A 24,501-nucleotide genomic window follows, 5' to 3' on the forward strand; every position below is an offset into this window, starting at 1 on the left:
CGCCCGCGACGCGTCGTGGCACGCGCTGCGACTACACGCCGCGTCTTTTTTACTTGCGGTTGATGAGCAAGCCCACGAGGACGCCCACGCCCGCGGCGATGCCGATCGACGTCCACGGGTGCTCGTGCACGTAATCGTCAGTGGCGCGCGCCGCTTTCTTGCCTTTTTCCACCACGACGACCTGAACGTCGGCCGCCTTCTCCTTGGCTTGCTTCAGGCGCGTGAGGGCCGTTTCGCGAAGCTCCGAAGCGCGCTCGCCGGTGGCGCTCGCCGCTTGCTTGAGCAGGTCCTCTGCATCCGCGAGGACGGTTTTGATATCCGACATCAGCCTCTCCTTGTTGACCTCTGACATTGACTAACTCCCATCGTGTCACATCACGCGTGAATCGTAACAAAGATACGCGCGCTGGCAAGCGTGGCTGCCCGCCGCCGGGCAAGATCGCGCACGATTTGTTCCCGCGAATTGCGCGTGGCACTCCCAAATGGACTGCATTTTGGCGCTGCCCCGCGCGTGCTGTGGGGCATAGACATCCACAGTAGGACAAATGGAGTTGATCTGGAACGTAAAGTTTCCGCGGCGATCGTCAAAATTACCAAAATTCATAAAGGTCTGACCCGATGTTCGTTCGCTGGGTATGAGCGCGCCCTGTATGCTTTAGTGTTGTAAATGTCCACATGGATCATCGGGCGGTGCGTGTCACGGGCCGCCTACCTCGTTCAAAGGAAACCGCACCATGAGTCTGCGTCTTGGCGATATCGCACCCGACTTCGAGCAGGATTCGAGCGTTGGCCGCATCAAATTTCATGACTGGCTCGGCAATAGCTGGGGCGTGCTGTTCTCGCATCCGGCCGACTTCACGCCGGTCTGCACGACCGAGCTCGGCCTGACTGCGAAGCTCAAGGACGAGTTCGAGAATCGCAATGTCAAGACGATCGCGCTTTCGGTGGATAGCGCGGAGTCGCACAACGAGTGGATCAAGGATATCAACGAGACTCAGGCGGCTAGCGTCGGCTTCCCGATTCTCGCTGACGGCGACCGCAAGGTCTCCACGCTGTACGACATGATCCATCCGAACGCGAACGAAACGCTCACCGTGCGCTCGCTCTTCGTGATCGATCCGAACAAGAAGGTGCGCCTCATCATCACGTATCCGGCAAGCACGGGCCGCAATTTCGACGAAGTGCTGCGCGTGATCGATTCGCTGCAACTCACCGACAACTATCAGGTCGCGACGCCCGGCAACTGGAAGCAGGGCGACGATGTCGTGATCGTCCCGTCGCTGAAGGACGAGGAAGTGCTCAAGCAGAAGTTTCCGAAGGGTTACAAGGCGCTGCGTCCGTATCTGCGCATGACGCCGCAGCCGAACAAGTAAGGCGTCGGCCTGGTCGCGCGATTGCGCAGCGCGCGGCATGGGAAGCGAAAAGCGAAAAGCGCCGCACGATTCGACTCGTGCGGCGCTTTTTTTTTTCATACGCCTTCGGCAAGGGGGCGCGCGTTTAGAAAAACGCCTGGATGCCCGTCTGCGCGCGGCCGAGGATCAGCGCGTGGATGTCGTGCGTGCCTTCGTAGGTGTTCACCACTTCGAGGTTCACGAGGTGGCGCGCGACGCCGAACTCGTCGGAGATGCCGTTGCCGCCCAGCATGTCGCGTGCGAGACGCGCGATGTCGAGCGATTTGCCGCACGAGTTGCGCTTCATGATCGAGGTGATCTCAACTGCCGCCGTACCTTCGTCCTTCATGCGCCCGAGGCGCAGGCAGCCTTGCAGGCCGAGCGTGATTTCGGTTTGCATGTCGGCGAGTTTTTTCTGGATCAGCTGGTTTGCGGCCAGCGGGCGGCCAAACTGCTTGCGGTCGAGCACGTACTGGCGCGCCGTGTGCCAGCAGGCCTCAGCCGCGCCAAGCGCGCCCCAGGCGATGCCGTAGCGCGCCGAATTCAGGCACGTGAACGGACCGCGCAGGCCTTTCACGCCTGGCATGATGTTCTCTTCGGGCACGAACACTTCGTCGAGCACGATTTCGCCGGTGATCGACGCGCGCAGACCCACCTTGCCGTGGATCGCCGGCGCCGAGAGGCCCTTCCAGCCTTTTTCCAGGATGAAGCCGCGGATGTCGTCCTTGCCGTCTTCTTCCAGCTTCGCCCAGACGACGAACACGTCGGCGATAGGGGAGTTCGTGATCCACATCTTGGCGCCGGAGAGGGAGTAGCCGCCGTTCACCTTCTTCGCGCGCGTGACCATGCTGCCCGGGTCGGAGCCGTGGTTCGGCTCGGTCAGGCCGAAGCAGCCGATCCATTCGCCGCTTGCGAGCTTCGGCAGGTACTTCTGCTTTTGCGCTTCCGAGCCGAATTCGTGGATGGGCACCATGACGAGCGACGACTGCACCGACATCATCGAGCGATAGCCCGAATCGACGCGCTCCACTTCACGCGCGATCAGACCGTAAGCCACGTAGTTGAGGCCCGGGCCGCCATATTGTTCGGGGATCGTCGGGCCGAGCAGGCCGACTTCGCCCATTTCGCGGAAGATCGACGCGTCGGTTTTTTCGTGGCGGAATGCTTCCAGCACGCGCGGCGCGAGCTTGTCCTGCGAGTAGGCAGCGGCGGCGTCGCGCACCATGCGTTCGTCTTCGGTGAGCTGCTGGTCGAGCAGCAGCGGATCTTCCCAATGGAACTGGGCATGTGCGGCCATGGTGTCTCTCCAAAATCTCGAAATGGGCAATTTGCGCTTGACGGAAGTTCCGCTATGCGAAACAATGTTTTGCAAATTGACCTTAGTGTATCACCAGCTCGCTCATGTCTGCACCTGAAATGAATGAACTTTCATCGGTTTCCTCCGCGCGGGCGGAGGGCACGATCGACGAGCGCAAGTTCGTCGTGGCGCTCGCGCGCGGGCTCGAACTGCTGCGCGCCTTTCGGCCCGGCGAGACGCTGCTTGGCAATCGTGATTTCGTCGAGCGCACGGGCTTGCCGAAGGCGACTGTCAACCGGCTCGCCTACACGCTCACTGTGCTGGGCTATTTGCGCTTCGATGAATTGCTCGGCAAATACGCGCTCGATGCCGGCGTGCTTTCGCTGGGCTTCGCCTTGCTTTCGGGCACGGACACGCTAGAACTCGCACGTCCGCACATGCGTGTGTTCGCGCGCGAGGTGGGGGCGGCGGTGTCGCTGGGTTGCCGCGACGGTCTCGACGTGATCTATCTGGAGACCATTCGCAGCGAGACGGCGCTTACGCTGGGGCTTGCCTCGGGCTCGCATCTTTCGATGCTGACGAGCTCGATGGGCCGCGCGTATCTTGCCGTGCAGCCGCTCGATGTGCGCACGGCGCTCTTTGCGGAGCTGGAAAAGGCGGCGGGCGCCGACGGCCCTGCACAGGTCGCGGCGGCGAAGCGGGAGATCGAGACTTTCGCGAAGGAGGGCGTCTGCTATTCGTTCCGCGACTGGCATGAGGACGTGAATGCCGTGGCGGTGCCGTTTCGCGAGCCGCGCGAGCGGCGCTGGCTGGTGCTCAGCTGCAGCGGGCCGGCTTCGTCGATGGGGCAGGAGGTGTTTCGCGAGCGCGTGGCGCCGCTTCTGAAGTCGCTGGCGCGCAGGCTTGGCGAGACGGTGTGACGCGCGCTGCTGCGCGCAAAAAAGCGGATAAAAAAAGCCGACCCTCGGGTCGGCTTTTTTTGCATGAAGCGGGGGCGCTTGGCTCAGTGATTCAGGCGGCCGAGCAGCAGGAACTCCATCAGCGCCTTCTGGACGTGCAGGCGGTTTTCCGCTTCGTCCCAGACCACGCTTTGCGGACCGTCGATCACCTCGGCGCTCACTTCCTCGCCACGGTGCGCGGGCAGGCAGTGCATAAAGAGCGCGTCGGGGTTGGCGCGCGCCATCATTTCGGCGTCCACGCACCAGTCGGCGAAGGCCTTCATGCGCGCTTCGTTTTCGGCCTCGAAGCCCATGCTGGTCCAGACGTCCGTAGTCACGAGGTCGGCGCCCGTGCAGGCTTCGTTCGGGTCGTCGAAGACCGCGTAGAAAGGCGCGCTTTCCGGCGCGACCAGGGCGGGATCGAGCGGGTAGCCCGGCGGCGTGGAGATGCGCAGCTTGAAGTCGAGGATCTGCGCGGCTTCGATCCACGTGTAGAGCATGTTGTTGGCGTCGCCCACCCACGCCACGGTCTTGCCGCGGATCGGGCCGCGATGCTCGTAGTACGTGAAGATGTCGGCCAGCACCTGGCAGGGGTGGTACTCGTTCGTGAGACCGTTGATGACCGGCACACGCGAGCTTTCGGCAAAGCGCTGGATGATGTCCTGGCCGAACGTGCGGATCATGATGATGTCGACCATGCGCGAGATCACCTGCGCCGAGTCTTCGATAGGCTCGCCGCGGCCGAGCTGCGTGTCGCGCGTGTTCATGAACACGGCATGGCCGCCGAGCTGGAAGATGCCCGCTTCGAACGACAGACGCGTGCGCGTGGAGCTCTTCTCGAAGATCATCGCCAGCGTGCGGTCGTGCAGCGGATGATAGGTCTCGTAGTTCTTGAACTTGCGCTTCAGGATGCGCGCGCGCTCCAGCACATATTCATAATCGTCAAGGGAGAAATCCTTGAACTGCAGGTAATGGCGTATGGTCCGGGAGGTCATGAAACAAAAACGGCGCCCGGTCCGGCCTCGAACTGCAGGATTGAGCCGGCGACGCCGCTGCGGTTGGTGGTAAGTCAATGCAGCATAAAGGATTTTGCGGACTTTGACGAGTCGGCAGGAAGACAGGGGCGAGGGACGGCCAGCTTCGGTGCAGGGTGTCGCGCGACGGGGGAAGGGCGCGCGTGCACCGTCATCGAGCATCTTATGTGCGGTGCGTCAAAAGAGCTGCTGCGCTATAATCTCAAAGATTTTCCAGGCACGACGGCGGGCTCGACGCGCAAGACGCGAGGCTCGCGGGAGTGGCCTGTGCGCTGGCCGGCAACTACGCCGCATGTTCGATGCGGCGTCGCGCTGCTCGGGTGCGCGGACGGCCTCTCCCCTCTCCATCGGACTGTATTTGCGCGCGGCCAACGGGCGAACTGCCCTCGGCCGGAGCTCCGCGGCACAAGCGCGGGCGGCGCGCTCGTGCCCAGTTTCAGCCGCATAAGCGCACCACCGCATCGCCGCGGCCCCGCGCAGTCATACAGGTACCCTACATGGCCGACGACGCTCCAACCGAATACTTCATTCAAGGCATCACCAGCACGGGGAAGAAGTTTCGCCCGAGCGACTGGTCGGAGCGTCTGGCGGGTGTGATGTCGAGCTTTGGCCCGAAGGCGCCAGCCAATGCGCGCGGGCCGAACGCCTACCTGCGCTACTCGCTGTACGTGCGACCGACGATGATCGGCGACCTCAAGGTCGTGGTGCTGGATTCGCGCCTGAAGGACGTCGAGCCGATGGCCTTCAACTTCGTGATGAACTTCGCCAAGGACAACGATCTCGTGGTGACCGAGGCCTGCGAGCTGCCGGAAGACCATGCGACGCAGCAGGGTGGCCGCTGAGCCAGAAGACGCAAATCACGCATGTCGTGCAATAAAAAAACCCGCCGAAGCGGGTTTTTTTATTGCAGCGGGAATCAGGAAGCGCCCGCCGTGGCGGACGGCCCGACTCGTTACTGCGCAGCCTGCATTGCCTTGACGGCAGCAGCCAGACGGCTCTTATGGCGAGCGGCCTTGTTCTTGTGAACGATCTTCTTGTCGGAGATGATGTCCAGCGTCTTTGCCGAAGCCTTCAGGACTTCTGCGGCCTTTGCCTGGTCGCCAGCGTCGATCGCCTTGCGAACGGCCTTGATAGCGGTGCGGAACTTCGAGCGCAGCGCCGAGTTGTGCGAGTTTGCTTTCGCGGCCTGACGGGCGCGCTTACGTGCTTGTGCGGAATTTGCCATGTTGGTTCCTTATGTTTCGAGAGCTTCAGCCCGCTGACTTTCGGTCGCTGACTTCCAGTCGAGTGGACGACGCTCCTTGCCTGGATTTGAACTTCCGGGAATGATTTGCCCGAAAGCGCAAAACGGTATTTGCCGGCATTGTTCTAACTTGCCAGCCACGCCTTTTGTGCCGAAGCGGAAAAAGGGCCAGAAATGCACGGCCGCTTTGTGCTTCCTTTCCAAGGCGAGATTCGAGCGTTGACGAAACTCGAAACCGCGAATTATAGCAACGAAATCATGGCGGTGGCAATCGTGAGGCGCTTGGTGAAGTAGGGGCGGCTGGCGGCGAGCGCTCTGTGCGGCCCCGTGATGACGGCCTTGACGCCGCGCATCGGCGACGGACCGGGCGGCACCCGTATAATAAGCGCCCCATGAATCTATTCCGAGCCCTGCTGACGGTCAGCGGCTTCACGCTGCTGTCGCGCGTGACCGGACTGGCCCGAGAAACGCTGATTGCCCGCGCATTCGGCGCGAGCCAGTACACCGACGCCTTTTACGTCGCATTCCGCATTCCCAACCTGCTGCGCCGCATCTCGGCGGAGGGCGCGTTTTCGCAAGCCTTCGTGCCGATCCTCGCGGAGTTCAAGAGCCAGAAGGGGCACGATGCCACGCGCGATCTCGTCGACGCCACCTCGACGGTGCTTGCGTGGGCGCTCGCCGTGCTTTCGGTGCTGGGCATCGTCGGAGCGTCGTTCGTCGTGACCGTGGTCGCCACGGGCCTGAAGAACGATGGCCAGGCGTATCAGCTTGCCGTCACGATGACGCGCATCATGTTCCCGTACATCGTGTTCATCTCGCTGACGTCGCTGGCGTCCGGGGTGCTCAACACGTACAAGCAGTTCTCGCTGCCCGCGTTCGCGCCAGTGCTGCTCAACGTGGCGTTCATCACGGCGGCGGTGGCGTTCGCGCCGCACATGAAGCAGCCGGTTTTTGCGCTCGCTTGGGCCGTGATCGTCGGTGGGGTGCTGCAGTTCATCGTGCAGTTGCCGGGCCTGAAGAAGATCGACATGATGCCGCGCATCGGGCTCAATCCGCTCAAGGCGCTCGCGCATCGCGGCGTCAAGCGCGTGCTCGCGAAAATGGTGCCGGCCATGTTCGCGGTGTCGGTCGCGCAGATCAGCCTCATCATCAATACGAACATTGCCTCGCGTCTGGGCGCGGGCGCAGTCTCGTGGATCAATTACGCCGACCGCCTGATGGAGTTCCCCACCGCGCTGCTGGGCGTGGCGCTCGGCACGATCTTGCTGCCGAGCCTGTCGAAGGCGCACGTCGACGCCGATCCGCATGAATATTCGGCGCTGCTCGACTGGGGCTTGCGCGTGACCTTCCTGCTTGCGGCGCCTTCAGCGGTCGCGCTGTTTTTTTTCGCCGAGCCGCTCACCGCCACGCTCTTCCACTACGGCAAGTTCGACGCGAATTCCGTCATCATGACGGGCCGCGCGCTCACGGCTTACGGTGTCGGGCTCATCGGGCTCATTCTCATCAAGATCCTGGCGCCGGGCTTTTACGCGCGCCAGGACATCAAGACGCCCGTGAAGATCGGCGTGGGCGTGCTCGTCGCCACCCAGGTCGGCAACTACCTCTTCGTGCCGATCTTTTCGCACGCGGGCCTGACGCTTTCGGTCGGGCTCGGGGCTTGTATCAACGCGCTGCTGCTTTTTATCGGCCTGCGCCGCCGCGGCATCTATAGGCCGTCCCCCGGATGGAGCCGGTTTTTCGTGCAACTGCTCGGGGCATGCCTCGTGCTTTCCGGTGCGATGCACTGGTGTGCGATCAGCTACGACTGGATCGGCCTGCATCGCGAACCGCTCGCACGCATCGCGCTGCTCGCCGCCTGCCTCGTGCTGTTCGCCGCGCTATATTTCGGTATGCTTTGGTTGATGGGCTTCAAATACGCATACTTCAAGAGGCGCGCGAAGTGATCACGATGAACACGCGGGTGCTGGACTATTTCAGCACGCTGGTCGCCGACGACGAGAGCCTGCCGCTCACCGAAGCGGCGCTGGCGATCGCGCAGGATGCCTACCCCGACCTTGACCTGCAAGGCACGCTCGCCGAAATCGACGAGCTGGCGCTGCGTGCCAAAAAGCGCATGCCCGAGGACATCGATGTGCGCCAGCAGGTTACGTTTCTGAACCGCGTGTTCTTTCGCGAGATGGGTTTCGCCGCCAATCTCAACGACTTTTTCGATCCCGACAACAGTCATCTGAACGTCGTGCTCAAGCGCCGGCGCGGCATCCCCATTTCGCTCGCGGTGCTCTATCTGGAGATCGCCGGCCAGCTCGGGCTGCCGGTGCAGGGCGTGTCGTTTCCCGGGCACTTCCTGCTGCGCGTCTCGCTGCCCGATGGCGACGCCATGCTCGATCCGACCACGGGCCGCACGCTTTCCGAGTCCGATATGGTCGAGATGCTCGAACCCTATGTGACGAGTGACGGCGACTCCGTCGCGCGCGCGCTGCGCATGCTGCTCGAACCGGCCACGCGGCGCGAGATCGTGGCGCGCATGCTGCGCAACCTGAAGTCGGTATATCTGCAGACCGAGCGCTGGGAGCGACTGCTCGGCATCCAGCAGCGGCTCGTGATTCTGCTGCCGGAGAGCATCGAAGAGGTACGCGATCGCGGCTTCGCATACGCGCGCCTCGATTACCTGCGGCCCGCTCTGGAAGATCTCGAGCACTATCTCGACGAGCGTCCCGAAGCCGAGGACGCCACGGTCGTCGAGTTGCAATTGCAGGAGTTGCGTCAGCGCACGCTCGATAATGATTGATGTTGCGATTGATTTGCACGATTGATCGGAGCGATGCGGCGCCGGCATGCGCTTTCCGCAGACAAAAAACCCGCGAGTGTTGAGTTCGCGGATTTTTTACATCGTGCGCGAGGTTTTACTTCGGCTGCATGCGGATCGCGCCGTCGAGGCGGATCACCTCGCCGTTGAGCATCGGGTTCTCGACGATCTGCTTGACGAGCATGGCGTACTCGTCGGGCTTGCCGAGGCGCGGCGGGAACGGCACCATCGCGCCGAGCGCATCCTGTACTTCCTTGGGCATGCCGAGCAGCATCGGCGTTTCGAAGATGCCCGGTGCGATCGTCATCACGCGGATGCCGCTGCGCGAGAGATCGCGCGCGATCGGCAGCGTCATTGCCACGACGCCGCCCTTGGAGGCCGCATAGGCCACCTGACCGATCTGGCCGTCGTAAGCGGCCACCGATGCGGTGTTGACGATCACGCCACGCTCGCCGCCTTCGTTGGGTGCGGTCTGCGCGATCGCGGCAGCCGCGAGGCGGATCATGTTGAAGGTACCGATCAGATTGACCGAGATGGTCTTGCTGAACGCGTCGAGCGGGTGCGGGCCGTCCTTGCCGACGGTCTTGATCGCAGGTGCGATGCCGGCGCAGTTCACGAGGCCGCGCAAGGTGCCTGCCGCAGTGGCGGCGGCCACGGCGCGCGCGCCGTCTTCCTCGCTCGCGACGTTGCACTTCACGAAGGTGCCGCCGAGTTCTTTCGCGAGCGTGTTGCCCGCTTCCTCGTTGAGGTCGGCGAGCACGACCTTGCCGCCTTCGGCCGCGATGAGCCGCGCGCTGGCGGCGCCGAGGCCCGACGCGCCGCCGGTGATCAGGAATACGTTGTCGCGGATTTGCATCTGTCTTCCTCCTTGCTGCTCGATGGGTAATTTCTTGCGGCGTGACCCCGTGACGGGTCAGTCCGCGACTCAACGGCCAAGAGGAGCAGAAGGACGAGGACCGGCCGAACGGGGAGGCCGGCGTTCACGCCGGGGATCGCCCGGCGCGGCCGGCAAAAGACGTCTTACTTGAGCGCGTCGAATGCGCGGTTGCGGATTTCTTCCACGCTGCCGAGGCCCGCGATTGCGCGGTATTGCGGCGCTTTCATGCCGTTTTCCTCGCCGCGCTTGGCCCAGTCGCTGTAGTAGGCGATGAGCGGCTTGGTTTGCGCGACGTACACGTCGAGACGCTTGCGCACGGTCTCTTCCTTGTCGTCGTCGCGCTGGACGAGCGGCTCGCCCGTCACGTCGTCGACCATGTCCTGCTTCGGCGGATTGAACTTCACGTGGTAGGTGCGGCCCGATGCCGGGTGCATGCGGCGGCCGCTCATGCGCACGATGATCTCGTCGAACGGCACGTCGATCTCGAGCACGTAGTCGATGGCCACGCCGGCCTGCTTCATGGCTTCGGCCTGCGGCAGGGTGCGCGGAAAGCCGTCGAACAGGTAGCCGTTCTTGCAGTCGGGTTCCTGCAGGCGTTCCTTTACGAGGTTGATGATGAGCGTGTCGGGCACGAGCTCGCCCGCGTCCATGTAGCGCTTGGCCTCGACGCCGAGCGGCGTGCCCGCCTTGACGGCCGCGCGCAGCATGTCGCCCGTCGAGATTTGTGGAATGCCGAACTTCTCCTTGATGAAGTTTGCCTGGGTTCCCTTGCCCGCACCGGGGGCGCCCAACAGGATCAAACGCATTTCAACTTTCTCCGATCTATGTGAATTCTTGCGGCGCGGCGGCGGCCCTCACGGGCGGCATCGGCGGCGTCGTGCGTCTCCTCCAGCAGGCCAGGTCGGGGGGAAATCCCCACGCACAAAGGCTTCGACGGCTCGCGCAAACAACCGATTATGCCATGGGTTTTTTGGCCCACGGCCGCTATTAAGGCCGGAATAACGCTTGCACGCGGGCGAGGTCGGCGGGCGTGTCGACGCCGGGTGCCGGCGCCTCGGCGGTGACGAGCACTGCGATGCGCTCGCCGTGCCACATCGCGCGCAGTTGTTCGAGCGCTTCGACCTGTTCGATCGGCGAGTGAGTGAGCGTGGGGTAGCTGCGCAGGAATTTCGCCCGATACGCATACAGGCCAATATGCCGGTAGACGGTCGCCGGAGCCGGCGGGGCGGGCATGGCGGCCAGATCGAGGCGGGCCGGCGACCAGTGCGGTTGCCAGGCGTCGCGCGCCCAGGGAATGGGGGCGCGCGAGAAGTAGAGCGCGACGCCGCGTGCGTCCAGCACGACCTTCACCACGTTCGGATTCAGGATCTCGTCGGGAGCGGTGATGGGGTGCGCCGCCGTGGCGATTGCGCACTCGGGGTGCGCGGCAAGGTGCGACGCCACGTCGCACACCAATGCGGGATCGATCAGCGGTTCGTCACCTTGGACATTGACAACAATCAATTCGTCATTCCAGCCAAAGTGCTCGGCCACTTCGGCCAGGCGGTCGGTGCCCGAGGGGTGATCGGCGCGTGTCAAGACGGCTTCGAAGCCATGCTCGCGCGCGGCGTCGAGCACGCTCTGGGCGTCCGAGGCGACCAGCACCTGCTGGGCGCCCGAGGCGCGGGCGCGCTCGGCTACGCGCACGACCATCGGCTTGCCGCCGATGTCGGCGAGCGGCTTGTCGGGCAGCCGGGTGGACGCGAGGCGTGCCGGTACGACAGCGACGAAAGGCTGCGCGGGCGCGGCCATGCTCAGGCGCCGCTCGAGCCGGAGGGGCTGGACGGGCCCGAGGAGCCTGACGGGCCTGATGGGCCGTTAGGATCGACGGGCGTGCCTTCGACGGTCTGGCGCGCTTCGTCGACAAGCATGACGGGAATGCCGTCGCGGATCGGATAGGCGAGCTTGTCGGCGCTACAGATCAGTTCCTGCGCGGCGCGGTCGTAGCTGAGCGGACCCTTGCAGATCGGGCAGACCAGGATTTCAAGCAGACGGGCGTCCACGGAGTTTCTCCACAACCAGAGTAATGAGGCGATGATCGAGCGCGGCTTCAACGGGGACGACCCAGATGCGCGCGTCGTTCCAGGCCCCCAATTTTACGGCATCTTTTTCGGTGACCAGGATGACGTCGGCGGCGACCCCGCTAAACGGGTTGGTCGCGTAGTCGTAATGGTCGGGCAGCGCGAGCGTCTGGGGCGCGAGGCCGGCCGCGCGCAGGGTCGCGAAAAAACGTTCCGGCGAGCCGATTCCCGCCGCCGCCACGATGTGCTGCGGCGGTTGGCCAGGCGCGCCTTGCGCCGCGAACTGCGTGAGCGGCCGGCGCAGGGCGGGATTCGCGAGGTGCCAGGCTTCGCCAGGCTCGAGCTTGAGCGCGAAGGTGTCAGGCCAGTCGGGCAGCGTGCGCTCGAACGGATTGTTGACGAGCGTCGCGTCGCGTCGCCGCGAGAGCGGCTCGCGCAGCGGTCCGGCGGGCAGCAGAAAGCCGTTGCCGCCGAGCCGGTGATCGAACACCACGAGCTCGACGTCGCGCGCGAGGCGGTAGTGCTGCAGGCCGTCGTCGCTCACGATCACGTCGACGTCGCGATGCGCCGCGCACAGTGCCTGCGCCGCCGCGACGCGATCGGGCGAGACCCAGACTGGCACGCCGGTGCGGCGCGCGATGAGCAGGGGCTCGTCGCCGCAAGCGCGGGCGGGCGTGGCCGCTGTCACCGGCGTGGGGCGCGGCACTTTCGCGCCGTAGCCGCGCGAAACGACGCCGGGCGTGAAGCCGGCGGCGCGCAGCGCCTCGACGAGCGCGATCACCGTGGGCGTCTTGCCGGTGCCGCCCACTGTCACGTTACCCACCACCACGACCGGTGGGCCCACGCGCACCGATTTGAGCCAGCCAGCCGCAAAGGCCGCGCGACGCGCGCCGCTCACAGCGGCGAACACGGCGGCGAGCGGCGCGAGCGCCCAGGCGAGCGGGCCGCGCTGCTGCCACTCGCGCGCAAGGCCTGCTTCGGCGCGCGCCTTGAAATCGGCGATCGGACCGCTCATCGGCGTGTGCCGTGCGCGGACCTTGCGTACGAAAAGTACGAAGGGCACCGGAGGCTGACGGACAGAACGGACATCGGAGCGGTTCTCCAGTTCGAGACGAGCGGCGAAGCGTTGGGCAAAGGCGCCGCAGGGATAGCAAGGACGGCGCGCGGTCGTGTCACATCGCGTCGCGAACGGGCCGTCGTGGACCCGGCACTCTAGCGCGGGTGAGCGCCGGGCGGCAAGCTAAGCGGCCACGCGGCCACTCGACCGAGTGAAAGTCGGAAGGATTTGCCTGCTCTGTCGGTGAACCGGACGGCTGTGGATAACTTTGTGGAGAAGTAGGGCTTGGCTGACCGCAAAAGCCCGCTCATGGCCGATCTCATCGGTATGATGTTTCGTTATTGGGATAAAAGCGTCATTTAAATCAATGGGATAGCGAGATTTTCCAGTGTTTTTTATGGACTTGCATCAAATTTGTCACATGACAGAGTCGATGTGGACACCTTGCAGCGTCTTGTCGTATGGGAGCGTTTCCTGCTGGACTGCCGCCCCCCGAACGTCTATCGTCTGTCCGGGCTATTTCCGGCCCGTTTTCGGCCTGCTTTCGGCCCATTGTTCACCAACGCTCTGTCCATGAATTCCGACCGCTTTTCCTCCGCGCCCGGCGGCGACGTCGTCGTCCCGGTTTCGGCGCTCAATCGCGCGATTGCCTCGATGCTCGAACGTTCGTTCCCGCTCGCGTGGATTTCGGGTGAGGTCTCGAATTTCACGCGCGCCGCGAGCGGGCATTGGTACTTCTCGATCAAGGACGCACAGGCGCAAATGCGCTGCGTGATGTTCCGCGGCCGCGCGCAATATGCCGAGTTCACGCCGCGCGAGGGCGACCGCATCGAGGTGCGCGCGCTCGTGACGATGTACGAGCCGCGCGGCGAGGTGCAGTTGAACGTCGAGGCGATCCGGCGCACGGGCCAGGGGCGGCTTTTCGAGGCGTTCTTGCGCCTGAAGGCGCAACTGGAAGCCGAAGGGCTCTTCGACCCGGAGCGCAAGCGCGATTTGCCCACGCATCCGCGCGCGATCGGCGTGATTACGTCGATGCAGGCGGCTGCACTGCGCGACGTGCTCACGACGCTGTGCCGCCGCGCGCCGCACGTGCCCGTGATCGTCTATCCGGCGCCGGTGCAGGGCGCGGGATCGGCGGAAAAGCTTACGGCCATGCTCGATGCCGCGAACGCCCGTGCGGAAGTGGACGTGATCGTGCTGTGCCGTGGCGGCGGCTCGATCGAGGACCTCTGGTCGTTCAACGACGAGACGCTTGCGCGTGCCATCGCGGCGAGCGCGATTCCCGTGGTGAGCGGCGTGGGTCACGAGACCGATTTCACGATCGCCGATTTCGCCGCCGACATGCGCGCGCCGACGCCCACCGCCGCCGCCGAGCTCGTGAGCCCGCAACGCGTGCTGCTCCTGCGCGAGCTGGACCAGCGTCACGCCGCACTCGCGCGGGGCTTCGGCCGTTTGATGGAGCGCCGCGCACAGCAGCTCGACTGGCTCGCGCGACGCCTCGTTTCGCCGGGGGAGCGGCTCTCGCAGCAGCGCACGCATCTGCGCCAACTGGCGATCCGGCTCGCTTCAGCGGGCACGCGCGCGACCGCGCAGGCGCGCGCGCAATTCAACGTCGTGCAGATGCGCTGGCAGCGCGTGCGGCCCGACGCTTCGGCGCAGCGCGCGCAGGTGGAGTCGCTTTCGCGGCGCCTCGATGCCGCCTTCGCGCGGGGGCGCGAGCGCGAAACGGCGCGCGTTTCCGGGCTGGCGGCGCGCCTCGAAGTGCTGAGCCCGCAGCGCACCTTCGAGCGCGGCTACGCGGCGCTGCTAGACACGCAAAGCGGCGCGGCCGTGCGCTCTCCGGGCGCGCTCAAGCCGGGCAAGCGCCTGACCGTGCATCTCGCGCAGGGCAGCGCGGACGTCGCGCTCGCCGACGTGCAGCCAAGACTCCCGGAAGGCTTCTGAACGGGGGCGCGGGGCGTCCAGGTGGACGTCATTGATGCGCCTTGCTCCATCTCCCCACGCTGTGTTGGAGGCCCGCTCGCAGCGGGCGCGGCGCTTGCTGAAAAGCTCGCGTAATCGCTATGGAATCGCTGCGGAATCGCGGCGCAAAAGCCCTGCGTAACCGATGATCGGCATAATGTCCACGCGTTTGCGGGGTTATTCCAACTCGCCTACAATCGAGTGCTCCATGCCGGTTATCACGCAGAACTCCCCATAACACGACGAAGGAACCGCATCATGTCATTTACGCTCCCGCCGCTGCCGTTCGCGAAGAACGCTCTTGCTCCGACCATGTCGGAAGAGACGCTTGAGTTCCATTACGGCAAGCACCACCAGGCTTACGTCACGAATCTGAACAACCTGATCCCGGGCACCGAGTTCGAGAAGCTCTCGCTCGAAGAGATCGTCAAGAAGTCGTCGGGTGGCGTGTTCAACAACGCGGCCCAGATCTGGAATCACACGTTCTTCTGGAACAGCCTCTCGCCGCAAGGTGGTGGCGCTCCGTCGGGCGCGCTCGGCGACGCGATCAACGCGAAGTGGGGCTCCTTCGACGCATTCAAGGAAGCCTTCACGAAGGCTGCAGTCGGTAACTTCGGCTCGGGCTGGACGTGGCTCGTGAAGAAGGCGGACGGCTCGCTCGACATCGTGTCGACCAGCAACGCCGCTACGCCGCTCACGACCGATGCCAAGCCGCTGCTCACGATCGACGTGTGGGAACACGCTTACTACATCGACTACCGCAACGCACGTCCGAAGTTCGTCGAAGCGTTCTGGAACATCGCAAACTGGGACTTCGCTGCGAAGAACTTCGCGTAAAGCGCAGTCCGCCCAGTTTCGTTTCTGCGCCGTTCGGTTTGAATGGCGCATGAAAGAAAAGAAAGCCCTCGATGCGAATCGAGGGCTTTTTGTTTGTGTCGGGTTTGCGGCGCCTGTTTGAAGCGCCTTTTACGCGAACGCGCCGAGCGTGTCCTGCGTCGAGCGCACGTGCCCCATGTGACGGAACAGCTTTTCGAATGTGAAACGATGCATGTCTTCGTTCAGACCCGAGGTGGCGTCTTCGACGAAGACAAGCTTGAAGCCCTGGTCGAAGGCCGCGCGCGCGGTGGACTCCACGCCGAAGTTGGTCGCGATGCCGCCGATCACGATGGTGTCGATACCGCGGCGGCGCAACTGCTGCTCGAGGTCGGTGCCGTAGAACGCGCCCCACTGGCGCTTCGACACGACGACGTCGCTGGCTTGCGCGCCAATCTCGGGCACGAGCTCGGAAGCGATGGCCGGTGCTGCCGGCGCGTCGGGTGCGCGCGTGGGGGCGTCGGCGGGCATCGCGAGGATGTCGTTGAGCAGCGCGCGCACCCAGACGATGGTGCCGCCTTTGGCGCGCAGCGCATCGGCGAGGGTCTTTGCGTTGGCGACCACCTGCGTGCCGGCATGGGGCGCGACAGGGCGGCTCACGATGCCGTGCTGAAGATCGATCATCACGAGCGCGGTCTTGCTCGGATCGAGAGAAAGGGCTTGCGTCATGGTTCACCAATATGTGAGGATGGCCTCACATATCATACCTTAATGTGAGGGAGGCCTCAGATATGGCGGTCGCACCGCTGCGGCGCAAAGCCGTGCCGAATGAAGCCCGGCGCCGCGTGCCGCGCCAGCAACGCGCCGCGCGCACGCTCGATGCCCTGCTTGAAGCGGCTGCGCAAGCCTTTGCCGAGCGCGGCTTCGAAGGGGCCACGATGACGCAGATCGCGCAGCAGGCCGGCGTGTCGATTGGCGCGGCGTACCAGTATTTCCCGAACAAGGACGCGCTCGCGCTCGCCTTGCGCCAGCAATATGGCGACGAAATGGATGCGCGCTGGAGCGCGCTCATCGAGGCGCAGGCAAGCGGCGGCGAGTTGCCGCCCGCGCAACTCGCCGAACGGTTGCTCGACATGATGGTCGAGCTGATGGATGCGTATCCCGCGTATCTGCCGCTGCTTTCCGTCTCGCTGGGCTTTCGTCGCGACGAAGCGGCGCGCAACAAACTGCGTCAGCGTTTCGCCACGCTGTTCAGGCGCTACAACGTGGCGCTCACGGCCGACGAGGCGTATCGCGTCGCCGAGGTCATGCTGCAGGTCGTCAAGAGCCTCAATCTGCTCTATGCGAGCGCGAAGCCGAAGGAGCGCACGCTGCTGGTCACCGAGTACAAGGGCGTGTTGGCCGCCTGGCTCGCCGTGCGGCTTGCGTGAGCCTCAAGCATACGTTTACGCCTCATCTCGCGCAGCGTTGCCCTGGTAGCGCGACGTCGCGCGCCCTCAGCGCGGCAACGCTTCGTCGCGCGACGCGAGCACGCGGTCGATCAGTCCATATTCCGCAGCCGCCTCGGCCGACATGAAGTGATCGCGGTCGGTGTCGTGCGCGATCTGCTCGACGTTACGGCCCGTGTGCGCGGCGAGCATCGCATTCAGACGCTCGCGCTGATAAAGCACTTCGCGCGCCTGAAGCTCGACATCGGCGGCGGTGCCCTGGCTGCCGCCCGAGGGCTGATGAATCATGATCCGTGCGTTAGGGAGTGCAAAACGTTTGCCGTGCGCTCCGGCGGCGAGCAGAAACGAGCCCATGCTCGCTGCAAAGCCCGTGCAAAGCGTGGAGACGTCGGGCTTCACGAACTGCATCGTGTCGTGGATCGCGAGACCGTCGTAGACCGAGCCGCCCGGCGAATTGATATAGAGGCTGATGTCTTTCTCCGGATTCTCGGCTTCGAGAAAGAGCAACTGCGCGACGATGATGCTCGCCGTCTGCTCGGTCACTGGCCCGACCAGAAACACGATGCGCTCGCGCAAGAGGCGCGAGTAGATGTCGTAGGCGCGCTCGCCGCGGCCTGAGGTTTCGATGACGGTGGGCACGAAATTGAGCGCGCGCGGCGCGATTGCCGCATGATGGTCGGCGGTGGGATGCATGAAATTCCTCGCGTTCGGGTGGTCGGGCGCGGCACAACGGTGCCGCGCCCCCAAGACGCTCGCCGCGTGTCGCGTGTGACGACAATTTTTTTGCGCGACGTTGTCACATCGGCGCGCCGGCGGTCGTCTTGCGGGCAGAGGCGGCGAGGGCTGTCCGCGAAAGACCGGCGCGGCGAGGGCGCATGAGGCGCCAGCGAAGAGGAGCGAAGCGAATGACCCAGGTGATCGACGAAATTGACGTGCGGGACATATCGGACGGGCAGGGCGTGCAGGACGGACGCGATGCCGCGCAGGCGAGCGCCGGAGTGCCGCGGGATGGCGTGCGCGAGGCTCGGTGCAGCACGATGGCGCTTGCAGCGTCTTCGGACGTGCAAAGCGACGTGCAAAGCGGCGCGCAAAGCGGCGCATGGAGCGAAGGCCGCCGCGCCGCCGTCTTCGACAAGGAGCGCGCGCGGCTGCTGGCATTGGCCGTGCGCGTGCTAGGCAGCCGCGCCGAGGCGGAGGACGTCGTGCAGGACGCGTGGTTCCGCTGGCGCGAGGCCGACGTGCAGGCGGTGCGCGTGCCGCAAGCGTGGCTCGCGACGGCTACGGTGCGCCTCGCGATCGACCGCCTGCGCAAGCAGCGCCGCGAGCGCGCGGGCGAACGCGAAGCACCCGGCGCTGTGCCGTGGCTCGACGGTATCGCGCCGTCGGCGGAGGAGGGAGGCCTGCGCGCCGCGCGCCTCGCGGACGGGTTGCTGATGCTGCTCGAGCGGCTCGGGCCACTCGAGCAGGCCGTTTTCGTGCTGCGCGAGGCGTTCGACTGCGATTACGCCGAGATTGCCGCGCTCACCGGTTGCACGCCGGTGCATTGCCGCCAGATCGTGCATCGCGCGCGCGTACGGCTGGTGCGCGAACCGGCGGCCAAGTCCGTGGCGCCCGCCGACGCGGCGCAGCACGCACTCGCCGTGGAGCGGCTGCGCGAGGTGCTCCATGCGCAGGACCGCGCGGGCTTGATGGACCTGCTGGGCGTGACCGCGACGGCGCTGGTGGTGGCGAGTACGACGGTGAGTGCAGCGGCGAGTGCGGCGGCGAGCGCAGCGGTGCCGCGCACTGGAACCGTGGCGGCGTCGGGCGTCGCGCATGCGCCGGTACGTGGCTTGTGTGCCGAGATGCTCGCGCTCGACGGCGAGCCGGGCATCGCGCTGGTGGCGGAGGACGGCGAACTGGCCGCGTGGCTGCACGTAGGCGTAGCCGTCGATGGACGCGCTTTGCCGGTAGTCTGCGTGGCCGCGACCGCGGGCGGGAGCGCCTTGCAGGCGGCCAACCGGGCGTTCGGAGGCCGGGCGGTGCGCGCACTGCTCGCGCAGATCGCCCGAGCAGTAGCGAGCGGCGGCGCGCTCGGCGTATCGGTGCAGGTCACGCAAGCAACGATTTCAGCCTCGGCATCATGGATGCCATCCCCCGAATCCGCACCCGTGTTGCTCGCGCAACTCGATTGATCGCTCGTGCCCGCCTGAGCCTGGGTTCAGCCGTGACTTGGCGCGGGATCACCGCGCGATCAATGCGCGATCAACGCGAAGCCGCGTCCCAGTTGATATCGACGCACAGCACTTGCAGGCCATGCGCCGTTTGCGCGGCGATCGAGGCGGTCACGCAGAGGTGCGCCTCGTTGATCGAGAGATAGGGCGGCGTGAACTGCACGCTGCCGGGCGCCTTCATCGCCCCGATGAAATAGGGCCGGCGCTCCCAGCTTGCCCCCTGGGAATGCAGGAGCGGCCCGAAACGCTTGGCGCGCTGCGACGCGCGGCCGTCGGGCAGCACGTTGTCGCCGATCTGGCGGCCCGAGGCGTCCAGCAAGAAGCTGCGCGCCGTCTCGGCGAGGCCGAGCAGCGGCAGCGTGGCATCGCCCATGCTTGCGCCCGCGGCGAGCTGCGCCGCCGCCGCTTCGAGCGCCTTCACATAGGGCGAGAGGCGCGCGCACTGGGTCCGCTCCCGCGCGCTCACGCGCTCGCGCAGGCGCGCGGAAAGATCGTCCATCAGACGCGCGGCGGTCGCGGGCGGGACGGGCTCCACGTCGGGGCGCGCGAAGTACGCGCCCTGCACGAAGTCGGCATTGCTTTCCAGCGCGATCAGCGCGTCGCGCTCGGTCGAGAGGCCGCCCACCAGCACCAGTTGGCCGGACTCGTGCAGCATCGAGACGAGCCCGGGCAGCACGCGCTCGATGTGCGCATGGCGGCTCGCCTGGGCGAGCAGGCTGCGATCGAGCGTGACGATATCGGGCCGCAGATGCCATACGCGGTCGATGTTCGAATGCTTGGCGCCAAAGCCGTCGAGCGCGATCACGAAGCCCGCCTTGCGCAATGCGTCGATGATCTCCGCGAAGCGCGAAGTCTCGCCGCCCGCCTGCTCCGAGACTTCCAGCACCACGCGCTGCGGCTGCAGCCCGAGCGCCTTGATGCCGGCGAGCAGGGCGTCGCCATAGCTCGTGTCCATGAGCGCGGCGGGGTGCAGGCTCAGGAAGAGCCATTCGTCGTGCGAGTCGAAGGCGTTGAAGTTGCCCAGATGCAGCGATTCCGCGAGGCGGCCCAGCTCGAGCAGGTCGCCGCGGCGCGCGGCCTGTGTGAAGACTTCCTGCGAGGGCACCTGCTCGCCATGCTCGTCATGCGCGCGCAGCGAGGCGTGGTAGCCGATCGCGCGGCGGTGGGCGACCGAGAACACCGGCTGGAACACGCTGAACACGGTGTATCCGCCGTAGAGCACGGTGCGTCGCGCGCCTTCTTCGCCCGCCACGGGGCGCGACTGAAAGCCGGGGGGATCGAGATCGATCATGCTGGTCATGGAGCTGGGTGGCGCGCACGACAGGCCGCGCGCGAAGTCTCAAGTTTACATTACAGGATAGCCTTGCAAAAAGTATGCGCACCCAGACACACGGCGGATCGGGCCATGCGTGCGGGATATCGGCTATTTCGAGATCGTGTGCGGGGACGGCCGGCACTCGTGTGGCGCCTTGGCGCTGCTAGCGCGCACCGTGTGGGTCGCGCCATGCACCGTTGCAGTGCGGGGCGGCTTGTCGAGGCTTGTCGCGGTTGGGGGCGTCGGGCGTGGCGTGACGCAACGTGACGCCGCGTGACAGCGGCCGCCACCGCATGCGCGCCATGGCGCGCCCGCTGTTTCAGGCGCGTTCCGACGGATCGGTCTTCTTCGCGGTGCGGCGCACGTCGTCGGAGAGCTGGGCGAAGATCCACGACGAGGCCGCAGTGATGATCCCCACGCACACGAAGGTCGCGTGGAACGCCGGAATCACGCTCGAGCCCGTCGCGTGATGGATCAAGCCGGTGAAGGTCGTGAGCAGCGCGCCCGCGACCGTCACGCCGAGGCTCATCGAGAGCATCTGCACGAGTGAGAAGAGGCTGTTGCCGCTGCTCGCGCCGCCCATGCCGAGGTCCTTGAGCGTGAGCGTGTTCATCGCGGTGAACTGCATGGAGTTCACGCTGCCGAACACGGCCAGTTGCACGATGCGCAGCCACAACGGCTCGGCCGGCGTCGAGAGCGTGAAGCTCGCCATCATGAGGCCCACCAGCACCGTGTTGGTCGTGAGCACGCGCCGGTAGCCGTGGCGCGTGATGAGATACGTGACGAGGCGTTTGGAGAACATGCCCGCGGCGGCCACCGGCAGCATCATGAGGCCCGCCTCGAAAGGCGTGTAGCCGAGCGCGACTTGCAGAAGCAGCGGAATCAGGTAGGGCATCGCGCCGCTGCCGATGCGCGCGAACAGGTTGCCGAGCAGCCCCACGCAGAACGTGTGAATCTTGAAAAGATCGAGCGAGAAGATCGGCCGTGGCGTGCGTGCCGCGTGCAGCCCGTAGGCCACGAATGCCGCGAGCGAGACGATCAGCATCACGAGCACGGTCGCCTGAGGAATGCCGAGCTCGGCGCGGCCGTCGAGCGCAAGCGAAATCGTCAGCATGCCCGTGACGAGCAGCAGGTAGCCCGGCACGTCGAACTTCGGCGTATCGGGGTTGCGGCTGTCGGGCATGAAGATGGCAGTGGCGATGCAGCCCACCACGCCCACCGGCACGTTGATCAGAAAAATCCAGTGCCACGAGGCGATCTGCACGAGCCAGCCGCCGAGCGTCGGGCCGATGAGCGGGCCGATCAGCCCCGGAATCGCCACGAACGAGAGCGCGGGCAGATAGCGCTCGGCGGGAAACGTGCGCAGCACGGCGAGGCGCCCCACGGGCAGCAGCATCGCGCCGCCCACGCCCTGCACGATGCGCGCAAGCACGAGCTGGTTGAGCGTGTGCGCGCTCGCGCACAAGAGCGAGCCGACCGTGAAGACGAGGATCGCGCCGAGAAACACGCGCCGCGTGCCGAGCTTGTCGGCGAGCCAGCCAGAGACGGGGATCATCACGGCCATCGTCAGCGAGTAGGCGATCACGACCGATTGCATGCGCAACGGCAATTCGCCGAGGCTCGTGGCCATCGCGGGCAGCGCCGTGTTGACGATGGTCGAATCGAGCGTCTGCATGAAGAAGCCCGTGGCGACGAGCCACAGCATCACGGACAGCTTGCGGGCGGAGGGCGTGGGTGTCGGGCTCGACGAGACGGCGTATTCGGGCATGGGAAAAGGCGCGCAGGCGGTGGCTGGCAGCCGCCATTGTAGTGAACCCCGCGCGACGGCGTGCTGCTGCTGCCGCGCGGCGCATTGCGATTTGGGCTGTTGGCTGTTGGCTGTGGCTGTGCGTGGGCCGGGATTACCCCGGAACGCGTGCCGCCGCCGCGAAAAACGCCTGCGCGCGCGGGTCCAGCGCGAACGCCACGTTGATGCGTAGCCACGGGCTCGGCTCGCCGTGGGGCCGGAAGTGGCTGCCCGGCGACGCGCTCACGCCGAATGGCTCGCCGCAGGGTACGAGCCGCGCCGAATCGTCCACATGGGGCACGCGCGCCCAGATGAACTTGCCGCCGCTTTGCGCATAAGTGCGCGCGCTGCCCTGCGCCGCGGCGGGCCCGGCGAGCGGCCCCGCGAACAGTTCCCAGCCGTGATCTTCGAGCGTGCGCGAGGCGGTGCCGAGCGCTTCAGTCAGGCGCCGGCGCAGCCGCTCCAGATACTTGCGGTACGCGCCGCGCTCGAGGAGGGTGGCCACCACGGCCTGCGTGAAGCGCGAGCCGCTGATGCTCGTGAGCGCCTTGATCGAGGCGAGATCGCGCACGATCTCCGGATTCGCGACCACATAGCCGATGCGCAGCGACGAAGAGAGCGTCTTCGAGAGCCCGCCCACGTAGATCACGTGCTCGAACTGGTCGAGCGCCGCGAGCCGGTCGGTGGGGTCCGCCTGGAAATCGGCGTAGATGTCGTCCTCGACGATGGTGAAGCTGTGCTCGCGCGCGAGCTGCAGCAGGCGGAACGCGACGGGCGGCGAGACGATGGAGCCGGTCGGGTTGTGGAACACGGTGTTGATGAAGAACGCACGCGGGCGATGCTGCGCGAGCAGCGCATGCAGATGCTCGAGGTCGGGCCCGCTCGCCGTGCGCGTGACGCCGACGAGCCGCACGCCGTGCAGCTTCAGTAGTCCGTACAAATTGTAGTAGCCCGGATCTTCCACGAACACGGTGTCGCCGGGCTTGAGCATGTAGCGCATCAGCAGGTCGAGGCCCTCGCTCGCGCCTTCGGTGATGAGGATCTGCTGGGCGTCGGCGGCAATGCCGAGCGGCGCGAGCCGGTTGCGCAGATGCTCGCGCAGTGTGGCGTCGCCAAGCGGCGAGCCGTAATCGACGAGACTCGACGGATCGGTGCGCGAGACGTGGCGGATTGCCTGGCCGATCGCGTCGATGTCGCGCCACGCCTGCGGGATCGAACCGCTGTCGAGCTGCAGCGTTTCGCCGGGCCGGTTGAGCTGGCTGAGCAGATGGCCCGATTCGTCGGCGGCGTTCGAGAGGTCGCAGGTGCCCATGCCGGAGAGCCCCAGGCGCGCGTGCTCGCTCACGTAAAAGCCCGAGCCGTGACGCGAGTCGAGATAGCCGAGCGAAACCAGCCGGTCGTAGGCCTCGATCACGGGAAAGCGGCTGATGCGGTAGTCGGTGGCGAACTGACGGATCGAAGGCAGGCGCGCGCCCGGGTGGGCGGCGCGCGAGCGGATCCAGGTCTGCACGCCGGCGACGATCTGGTCGGTGAGCGGGACGCGGCTGGCGCGGTCGAGTTCGAGTTTCATGCGGGCCTCGCTAGGTCCGGGCGGCTTGGGGGCGGCCGGGATTGCCTGGAAATCGTTTATGGCGTGATCAAGTGTCCGGTTTTTCGACTGCACAGTTCCGTATGAACTGTTCGGAACTGTGCATGTGATCGTCTCACGCTGACGGCAATAATGCTCCAACCGGGAAGGCCCTTCAAGACACCATTGCACGCGATTTGACGTGCGTTGGTGGCGGCACTGCACCGGCCGCAAGTCATCGGCCGCAAGTCATCGGCAAGGAGCACGGCAATGCGCGAAATCCGTATTTTCGAACTGGAGCACGGCGAGCCCGCTGAGACCTGGCGGCTCGCGCAGGCAATGCAACTACACGTGAGCGAGGGCGAGCTTTGGCTCACGCTCGGCGGCGACGCGGGCGACTACTGGCTGCGTACCGGCGAATCGATTCGTCTTCCCGCCGGCGCGCGCGTCTATCTGAGCACGGGGCGCGAGGGCGCACGATTCATGCTCGCGCTGGGCGGGGCCTCGGCAAGCGAGGTGCGCGGCATGCAGGCGGCGCCGGCGGCGTTGCCGCATGCGCACAGGGCGGGAGGGTTCGTGGGATGGCTCGCCCAGGCGGTGCGCGAGTGCTCGGCGCGGTTGCAATGGGGTGCGCACGCAGCGGGTTGAAGCGCGGGTTGAAGCGGTTCGAAGCGGTTCGAAGCGGGTTGAGCAC

General features: G+C 65.7%; 24 protein-coding genes. 10 read left to right on the forward strand and 14 right to left on the reverse strand.

The genetic code is table 11. The annotated features are described in order from the left end of the window. Positions 1-49: 49 nt before the first annotated feature. The gene (locus L5014_RS06140) at positions 50-352 is read right to left on the reverse strand and encodes an ElaB/YgaM/YqjD family protein (RefSeq protein WP_028220165.1); all 303 of its coding nucleotides are present in this window, start codon (positions 350-352) and stop codon (positions 50-52) included. A 382-nt stretch (positions 353-734) separates the two neighbouring features. On the opposite strand from L5014_RS06140, the gene L5014_RS06145 reads away from it, so the two are divergent. After that, positions 735-1,373, forward strand: a complete 639-nt coding sequence (locus L5014_RS06145) for a peroxiredoxin (RefSeq protein WP_238462689.1) — start codon at positions 735-737, stop codon at positions 1,371-1,373. 124 nt (positions 1,374-1,497) lie between these two features. On the opposite strand, the gene L5014_RS06150 is transcribed toward L5014_RS06145, so the two are convergent. Beyond that, the gene (locus L5014_RS06150) at positions 1,498-2,688 is read right to left on the reverse strand and encodes an acyl-CoA dehydrogenase (protein ID WP_238462690.1); all 1,191 of its coding nucleotides are present in this window, start codon (positions 2,686-2,688) and stop codon (positions 1,498-1,500) included. A gap of 119 nt (positions 2,689-2,807) precedes the next feature. On the opposite strand from L5014_RS06150, the gene L5014_RS06155 reads away from it, so the two are divergent. Further along, positions 2,808-3,608, forward strand: a complete 801-nt coding sequence (locus L5014_RS06155; protein ID WP_238462691.1) for an IclR family transcriptional regulator — start codon at positions 2,808-2,810, stop codon at positions 3,606-3,608. 83 nt (positions 3,609-3,691) lie between these two features. On the opposite strand, the gene argF is transcribed toward L5014_RS06155, so the two are convergent. Further along, a complete protein-coding gene (gene argF, locus L5014_RS06160) occupies positions 3,692-4,621 on the reverse strand; it encodes an ornithine carbamoyltransferase (protein WP_238462692.1) in 930 nt (309 codons plus the stop codon). Positions 4,622-5,157: 536 nt separating this feature from the next. Between argF and L5014_RS06165 the strand changes: the two genes are divergently transcribed. Then, positions 5,158-5,502 (forward strand): DUF3579 domain-containing protein, encoded by a 345-nt coding sequence (locus L5014_RS06165; RefSeq protein WP_238462693.1) that lies wholly within the window; start codon positions 5,158-5,160, stop codon positions 5,500-5,502. A gap of 110 nt (positions 5,503-5,612) precedes the next feature. Here the strand turns inward: L5014_RS06165 and rpsT are convergent, their stop codons facing one another. Next, entirely contained in the window at positions 5,613-5,885 is a 273-nt protein-coding gene (gene rpsT / locus L5014_RS06170) for a 30S ribosomal protein S20 (protein WP_238462694.1), read from the reverse strand. Positions 5,886-6,295: 410 nt separating this feature from the next. Here rpsT and murJ point away from each other — a divergent pair, with 410 nt between their 5' ends. Beyond that, the gene (gene murJ, locus L5014_RS06175) at positions 6,296-7,846 is read left to right on the forward strand and encodes a murein biosynthesis integral membrane protein MurJ (protein ID WP_238462695.1); all 1,551 of its coding nucleotides are present in this window, start codon (positions 6,296-6,298) and stop codon (positions 7,844-7,846) included. Between the two features lie 5 nt (positions 7,847-7,851). Further along, the gene (locus tag L5014_RS06180) at positions 7,852-8,691 is read left to right on the forward strand and encodes a SirB1 family protein (protein ID WP_238462871.1); all 840 of its coding nucleotides are present in this window, start codon (positions 7,852-7,854) and stop codon (positions 8,689-8,691) included. Positions 8,692-8,806: 115 nt separating this feature from the next. Here L5014_RS06180 and L5014_RS06185 read toward each other — a convergent pair whose 3' ends face one another. The 5 genes from L5014_RS06185 to lpxK all read right to left on the reverse strand — a co-directional run bounded on the left by L5014_RS06185 (position 8,807) and on the right by lpxK (position 12,661). Further along, positions 8,807-9,565 carry a 3-hydroxyacyl-CoA dehydrogenase gene (locus L5014_RS06185; RefSeq protein ID WP_238462696.1) on the reverse strand — a complete coding sequence of 253 codons (759 nt, stop codon included), beginning with the start codon at positions 9,563-9,565 and terminating at the stop codon, positions 8,807-8,809. A gap of 164 nt (positions 9,566-9,729) precedes the next feature. Continuing rightward, positions 9,730-10,392: an adenylate kinase gene (gene adk, locus L5014_RS06190; protein WP_238462697.1), complete on the reverse strand. Its 663-nt coding sequence runs from the start codon at positions 10,390-10,392 to the stop codon at positions 9,730-9,732. Positions 10,393-10,573: 181 nt separating this feature from the next. Continuing rightward, positions 10,574-11,377, reverse strand: coding sequence for a 3-deoxy-manno-octulosonate cytidylyltransferase (gene kdsB, locus L5014_RS06195; RefSeq protein WP_238462698.1), 804 nt, complete (start codon positions 11,375-11,377; stop codon positions 10,574-10,576). 2 nt (positions 11,378-11,379) lie between these two features. Continuing rightward, positions 11,380-11,628 (reverse strand): Trm112 family protein, encoded by a 249-nt coding sequence (locus L5014_RS06200; RefSeq protein WP_238462699.1) that lies wholly within the window; start codon positions 11,626-11,628, stop codon positions 11,380-11,382. Next, complete coding sequence (lpxK, locus tag L5014_RS06205) at positions 11,609-12,661, reverse strand: tetraacyldisaccharide 4'-kinase (protein ID WP_238462700.1); 1,053 nt, start codon at positions 12,659-12,661, stop codon at positions 11,609-11,611. The genes L5014_RS06200 and lpxK overlap by 20 nt, the downstream gene beginning before the upstream one ends. Before the next feature lie 615 nt (positions 12,662-13,276). On the opposite strand from lpxK, the gene xseA reads away from it, so the two are divergent. Further along, on the forward strand, positions 13,277-14,647 hold the full coding sequence (xseA, locus tag L5014_RS06210; protein ID WP_238462701.1) for an exodeoxyribonuclease VII large subunit: 1,371 nt from the start codon (positions 13,277-13,279) through the stop codon (positions 14,645-14,647). A gap of 276 nt (positions 14,648-14,923) precedes the next feature. Further along, positions 14,924-15,502 (forward strand): superoxide dismutase, encoded by a 579-nt coding sequence (gene sodB, locus L5014_RS06215; RefSeq protein ID WP_238462702.1) that lies wholly within the window; start codon positions 14,924-14,926, stop codon positions 15,500-15,502. A 129-nt stretch (positions 15,503-15,631) separates the two neighbouring features. Here the strand turns inward: sodB and L5014_RS06220 are convergent, their stop codons facing one another. Further along, entirely contained in the window at positions 15,632-16,207 is a 576-nt protein-coding gene (locus L5014_RS06220; RefSeq protein WP_238462703.1) for an isochorismatase family protein, read from the reverse strand. Positions 16,208-16,269: 62 nt separating this feature from the next. Here L5014_RS06220 and L5014_RS06225 point away from each other — a divergent pair, with 62 nt between their 5' ends. Beyond that, complete coding sequence (locus L5014_RS06225) at positions 16,270-16,908, forward strand: TetR/AcrR family transcriptional regulator (protein WP_238462704.1); 639 nt, start codon at positions 16,270-16,272, stop codon at positions 16,906-16,908. 66 nt (positions 16,909-16,974) lie between these two features. Here the strand turns inward: L5014_RS06225 and clpP are convergent, their stop codons facing one another. Next, the gene (gene clpP / locus L5014_RS06230) at positions 16,975-17,619 is read right to left on the reverse strand and encodes an ATP-dependent Clp endopeptidase proteolytic subunit ClpP (protein WP_238462705.1); all 645 of its coding nucleotides are present in this window, start codon (positions 17,617-17,619) and stop codon (positions 16,975-16,977) included. 212 nt (positions 17,620-17,831) lie between these two features. On the opposite strand from clpP, the gene L5014_RS06235 reads away from it, so the two are divergent. Then, positions 17,832-19,100, forward strand: coding sequence for a sigma-70 family RNA polymerase sigma factor (locus L5014_RS06235; RefSeq protein ID WP_238462706.1), 1,269 nt, complete (start codon positions 17,832-17,834; stop codon positions 19,098-19,100). A 70-nt stretch (positions 19,101-19,170) separates the two neighbouring features. Here the strand turns inward: L5014_RS06235 and L5014_RS06240 are convergent, their stop codons facing one another. The 3 genes from L5014_RS06240 to L5014_RS06250 all read right to left on the reverse strand — a co-directional run bounded on the left by L5014_RS06240 (position 19,171) and on the right by L5014_RS06250 (position 23,810). Beyond that, the gene (locus tag L5014_RS06240; RefSeq protein WP_238462707.1) at positions 19,171-20,439 is read right to left on the reverse strand and encodes an EAL domain-containing protein; all 1,269 of its coding nucleotides are present in this window, start codon (positions 20,437-20,439) and stop codon (positions 19,171-19,173) included. Positions 20,440-20,773: 334 nt separating this feature from the next. Then, complete coding sequence (mdtD, locus tag L5014_RS06245) at positions 20,774-22,159, reverse strand: multidrug transporter subunit MdtD (RefSeq protein ID WP_238462872.1); 1,386 nt, start codon at positions 22,157-22,159, stop codon at positions 20,774-20,776. A gap of 196 nt (positions 22,160-22,355) precedes the next feature. Beyond that, the gene (locus L5014_RS06250) at positions 22,356-23,810 is read right to left on the reverse strand and encodes an aminotransferase-like domain-containing protein (RefSeq protein ID WP_238462708.1); all 1,455 of its coding nucleotides are present in this window, start codon (positions 23,808-23,810) and stop codon (positions 22,356-22,358) included. A gap of 267 nt (positions 23,811-24,077) precedes the next feature. Between L5014_RS06250 and L5014_RS06255 the strand changes: the two genes are divergently transcribed. Continuing rightward, on the forward strand, positions 24,078-24,455 hold the full coding sequence (locus L5014_RS06255) for a DUF2917 domain-containing protein (RefSeq protein WP_238462709.1): 378 nt from the start codon (positions 24,078-24,080) through the stop codon (positions 24,453-24,455). Positions 24,456-24,501 lie beyond the last annotated feature (46 nt).

This window comes from Paraburkholderia tagetis, from assembly GCF_022213065.1.
Lineage (GTDB): Bacteria > Pseudomonadota > Gammaproteobacteria > Burkholderiales > Burkholderiaceae > Paraburkholderia > Paraburkholderia tagetis.